Source organism: Vibrio sp. 10N.261.52.A1 (assembly GCF_002876325.1).
Lineage (GTDB): Bacteria > Pseudomonadota > Gammaproteobacteria > Enterobacterales > Vibrionaceae > Vibrio > Vibrio chagasii.
This window is the reverse complement of record NZ_MCYD01000957.1, coordinates 1-4,404: the sequence shown is the minus strand read 5'-3', so window position 1 is coordinate 4,404 and position 4,404 is coordinate 1. Positions and strand designations below refer to the sequence as shown.

Genomic DNA, 4,404 nt, shown 5'->3' with positions numbered 1-4,404 from the left:
ACAATTCCCCTTCCTTGGTATGGTTCAGACAGCCAATAACCTATAGTTACTTTTTGCATATCATGATCAATGGTATTGAAACTACAGTTACCAACGATGTTGTCTTGGTACACGATGGCACAGGTCATACTTTTACCTTCTGCGTAATCGTGTAATGAGCGCTGCACGAAGAGCCTAAAATCTTGTTCGGTTTTACAATGTGGCGGCCATGCAAGCCATTGACTTAAATACTCATTTTGACTTTGTGAGATTTCCGCGTAGTGAGAGGCGAAACGTTCTTCAACCAAAGCAATGGACAATTCATCATCGATAACTGTTTTAAACATGCATTTCCTTTTTTTTTGACGGTTCAGTTGGATGGATCTTAGTCGGCAAAACATAATGTCGCCTGTTTTTTAATATGCAACTATTTGTAGCACGATTTTTCCGTGATACGTTAGATCTATCACGAAACTCATTAAACCTTACATTAGTTGTGTATATAAACATTAACTATGCATTAGTATTGGCAGCCTAAATATATAAGAACAATAAAAATTCTAGGCTTAAGTAATGAATCAACATTGCCAAGACGTAACCGTAGACCTTAGAAAGGCTCTATTTGGTATAGCTAAGGCGCTTGATAACGTAGGTTTTGAAAGCAAAAATCATGGGCAACGAGTCGGTTATATCGCTTACCGCTGTGCCCTGAGTGTGGGCTGGGAAGAGGAACAAGCACAGCTTGCGTTCTCGTTGGGGCTCATTCACGATTGTGGTGTATCCCAAGTTGATGAACAGCTCAGTTTGTTCTCAGGTTTTGTTCCTGATTCCACCCACCACCATTGTCAGAAAGGCTATCAAATATTAAAAGAGTGTCCCGTACTTTCGATATTCTCTAAACCAGTGCTTTATCATCATACTCCTTGGGTGGAGCTTAAAGCGTTACCTATTAGTGAATTAGAGAAAGAACTGGCCGCGATTGTCATGCTTGCCGATAGGGTTGACTATCTCTATGGCATCACCTCTTCCGATCGCTATGGCAACCTCACCCCAGATGGAAAAGCGAGCATTATCGACCGTTTGACTGAACAAGCGGACGAGATGTTCGAAACCAACCTTGTGCAACATATGTGTGAGCTTGTCGACTTGGATGATTTCTGGTTCTCGATGGAGATCCCTTACATTGAAAACATGAGGGATAACTTTGAGCCCGTGCCTTTCTTTTCTCAACAGATGTCGTTGGATGAAACGGTCGCTTTTGCAGAGTTTATTGCCAATGTGGTGGATACCAAGAGCTCGTTTACCTTTAAGCATTCGTTGAAGGTGGGGCAGCTTTCAGAGTATTTAGCTAAGCAACTGGGTTACTCATATACAACGCAGCGTAAGCTCTATTTAGCAGGGTTAGTACATGATATCGGTAAGCTGCAAACGCCAAGTGATATCCTCCACAAACCAGACTTACTCACTGATGAGGAGTATTTCTGTATTAAGCGCCATGCAACGGATACAAGGTTCGCACTACAAGAGTTGTTCAGTTCACCTCAGATTTGTGAGTGGGCGTCGAATCATCATGAAAGGCTAGACGGTTCTGGTTATCCAATGGGTAAAACTGCAGAAGAACTGGATCAGCCCAGTCGAATTGTAGCGGTTGTCGACGTGTTCCAAGCATTGACGCAGTCTCGTCCGTATCGAAAGGGAATGACACTGGAAGAGACGATGGCGATTTTGACTGAGCATGTTGAGAACCATAAGCTCGACCGTGAAGTGTTTGAGTGTTTGAAGAAGCACGCTCAGTATTGTTTTGAGCTATCGACTGATAAGTGGGCTTACCCGATTTACGAAACGTGAGGATCTTGGAGTCGTTTCAATCCCTTCTCATTTTATTCATGGCGCTTACAATGACTTACAGTGATTGAGCAAGGCTACTGATATGGTGGTAAAAACCATTAAAGGAATAAGATGTTGAGAACGAAAATCATAGTGCTAGCTTTGGTTGCCGCTTTGTCAGGTTGTATGGATGAAGATGGTTACGATGAAGCGGCTTTAGAACAACTTGTCGATCGACAAGCGAACATTGAGGATGTAACGAATAAACTGGGGCAGCCCGATCGCATCATCAATAATGATGGATCTGTGGCTTATATTTATGAATATGAGTGCGATCTTCTCGCTTTTACGTTTTATAACGGAGAGTTGTTGTTCAAGGAAAGAGCCGCTAACGACGGTCTTTATGATTTTAAGATGATTAAACTAAGCGTTCAGTAAACGGTAAGTACAATCAATCGAGTTTGATGATCAACGGACATAGACTAAACAGAGACAGAAAAGCGATAGCCGAGGCTATCGCTTTTTATTTGGGGGCTTATTCGCTCAGGAGCAATGTAGCGAGGTTAGTATCGCTTTAAGATCTCGATGATCTCTTGCTCTGTTTCTGCAGCGATAATGGCATCAATGTCATCATCATTTTGGAACAGCTCAGATAGCGCCATGATGGTATGGATATGGCTATCTGAATCCATTGCCGCCAGAGTGATGGAAAGGTAAACGTCACCGTTATCTTCCGACTCTAAATCAACACCTTTTTTGAATACCGTCACCTGTAGTGATGCTTCGTTTACGCCGTCTTCAGGACGAGCATGAGGCATTGCAATCTTTGGAGCTAGAACATAGTACGCGCCAATGTCCTTGTGCTTTTGTTTGATAGCTTCAACGTAGCTTGCTTCAATCTTGTTGCTCGTTAGCAGTGTTGAACATGTCACATCAATCGCAGCATCAACCGTTAGGTTTTCTTCAGAGTTGATGATAACGCCTTGGTTACCGACTAAATCGAATAAACTCATGAAACAATCCACCCTAGAATCAGACCAACCACACCGAAGTCGAAGTCAGCAAATGTTGTTGCTTCTAGGCCAAGTCCGCCAAGAACAGGAAGCAGTAGCATAGGCAAGAAAGAGATACATAGGCCTTGAGTGAATGAACCTAGAATCGCACCACGTAGACCGCCAGTTGCGTTACCGTAAACGCCCGCTGCACCACCTACGAAGAAGTGAGGAACAACGCCCGCTACAATAATTGTCCAGCCAAGTGCGCCTTGTACTGCCATTGCGAGTAGGCCAGCAGCGAAAGAACAAAGGAAGCCAATAAGTACCGCGTTTGGTGCTACAGGGAATACCATAGGGCAGTCTAGAGCCGGTTTTGCACCCGGTACTAGCTTGTCTGAGATACCTTTAAATGCAGGAACGATTTCAGCAATCAACATCTTCACACCTTGCAGTACGATGTAAACACCGCCGGCAAACACAAGAGACTGCATGAATGTGAACACAACCCAGTTTTGACCATTTGAAACGGTTTCTACGAACTCACCGCCAGCGACAATCGAAGCAAACATGAAGAAGATTGCCATGGTTGTTGCTACTGCGACAGGCGTGTCACGTAGGAACATTAGGCTCTTAGGCACATTGATGTCTTCAGTTGTTTTCGACGTGTCACCAAACTTGCTACCAATGAAACCAGATACCAGGTATGAGAATGTTGAGAAGTGACCCATCGCTAGTTGATCGGTACCCATTACTTTCTCTGTGTATTTCTGAGCAAGTGCAGGCATGATGACCATCAGTGAACCCACAATGATCGAACCAATTGCGACTAAAGCCGTGCCCTGAATGTTCGCTGTAGACAGGATAACTGCAACCAGCATAGACATGAACATTGTGTGGTGACCCGTTAAGAAAATATATTTTAGAGGTGTTAAACGAGCCAATAAAATATTCACAACGAATGCGAAGAACATAATTAGAGCCATTTCATAACCGAATGCTTCTTGTGCTAACGCCACAATTGCTTCGTTATTTGGAATAACACCACTTACGCCGAATGCTTCAGTAAATACTACTGAGAAGTTATTTAGAGCACCAACTAAGGCACCAGCACCAAAACCTAAAATTAGGAAACCCATTACGGTTTTAATTGTGCCTTTAAGAATGGTAGAAATATCTGCTTTCTGTGCAACCAAGCCAATGAAAGCAATTAAACCCACCATGATTGCTGGCTCTTTTAATAAGCCAAGCATAAACTCGAAAAAGTTTTGCATAATTTTGACCTTACATGAAAGTTTTTAGTTGTTCTTCGATTGATGCTTTGTCAAAAATATTTTGTAGACTGATGATGTTTTGTTTACCAGCTTCTTTTAGTTGATTCGCAACGTCAGTTGCAGCAACCCAGATATCCGCAGTGCTTGATGCTGCAGAAGATAGATCTTCGTGATCAACTTCAGCTTCAAAACCAATTTTCTTAGCCACATCTTTCACTGCCATTTCCATCATTAGAGAAGTACCAAGGCCGTTACCGCAAACTACAAGAATCTTTTTCATAATATTTGTCTCGATTGGATTTTAAGGTTTGAGAAACTTCGTTCTCTTATTG

At 42.7% G+C, this 4,404-nt stretch carries 6 protein-coding genes; 2 read left to right on the top strand and 4 right to left on the bottom strand.

Annotation, left to right across the window (positions count from 1 at the left end; genetic code table 11):
• Positions 1–326: GNAT family N-acetyltransferase (locus BCT81_RS20810; protein WP_133152674.1), on the bottom strand; the 326-nt coding region annotated here is incomplete at its 3' end.
• Positions 327–552: 226 nt separating this feature from the next.
• On the opposite strand from BCT81_RS20810, the gene BCT81_RS20805 reads away from it, so the two are divergent.
• Both BCT81_RS20805 and BCT81_RS20800 read left to right on the top strand, forming a co-directional pair.
• Positions 553–1,827 (top strand): HD domain-containing phosphohydrolase, encoded by a 1,275-nt coding sequence (locus BCT81_RS20805; RefSeq protein ID WP_102425684.1) that lies wholly within the window; start codon positions 553–555, stop codon positions 1,825–1,827.
• Positions 1,828–1,938: 111 nt separating this feature from the next.
• Positions 1,939–2,244 carry a hypothetical protein gene (locus BCT81_RS20800; RefSeq protein ID WP_102425683.1) on the top strand — a complete coding sequence of 102 codons (306 nt, stop codon included), beginning with the start codon at positions 1,939–1,941 and terminating at the stop codon, positions 2,242–2,244.
• Between the two features lie 125 nt (positions 2,245–2,369).
• Here the strand turns inward: BCT81_RS20800 and BCT81_RS20795 are convergent, their stop codons facing one another.
• Genes BCT81_RS20795 through BCT81_RS20785 form a run of 3 tightly spaced genes read right to left on the bottom strand, consistent with a single transcriptional unit; the run spans position 2,370 to position 4,352 of the window.
• A complete protein-coding gene (locus BCT81_RS20795; RefSeq protein ID WP_198593179.1) occupies positions 2,370–2,819 on the bottom strand; it encodes a PTS sugar transporter subunit IIA in 450 nt (149 codons plus the stop codon).
• Complete coding sequence (locus BCT81_RS20790; protein ID WP_004740069.1) at positions 2,816–4,072, bottom strand: PTS ascorbate transporter subunit IIC; 1,257 nt, start codon at positions 4,070–4,072, stop codon at positions 2,816–2,818. Before BCT81_RS20790 ends, BCT81_RS20795 begins: the two co-directional genes overlap by 4 nt.
• Positions 4,073–4,082: 10 nt before the next feature.
• On the bottom strand, positions 4,083–4,352 hold the full coding sequence (locus BCT81_RS20785; protein WP_102425682.1) for a PTS sugar transporter subunit IIB: 270 nt from the start codon (positions 4,350–4,352) through the stop codon (positions 4,083–4,085).
• Positions 4,353–4,404: the final 52 nt, after the last annotated feature.

What these genes read in the sequence shown, in the direction of transcription:
- BCT81_RS20805 (WP_102425684.1), top strand. Translation starts at nt 553, where the DNA reads ATGAATCAACATTGCCAAGACGTAACCGTAGACCTTAGAAAGGCTCTA.
- BCT81_RS20800 (WP_102425683.1), top strand. Translation starts at nt 1,939, where the DNA reads ATGTTGAGAACGAAAATCATAGTGCTAGCTTTGGTTGCCGCTTTGTCA.
- BCT81_RS20795 (WP_198593179.1), bottom strand. Translation starts at nt 2,819, where the DNA reads ATGAGTTTATTCGATTTAGTCGGTAACCAAGGCGTTATCATCAACTCT.
- BCT81_RS20790 (WP_004740069.1), bottom strand. Translation starts at nt 4,072, where the DNA reads ATGCAAAACTTTTTCGAGTTTATGCTTGGCTTATTAAAAGAGCCAGCA.
- BCT81_RS20785 (WP_102425682.1), bottom strand. Translation starts at nt 4,352, where the DNA reads ATGAAAAAGATTCTTGTAGTTTGCGGTAACGGCCTTGGTACTTCTCTA.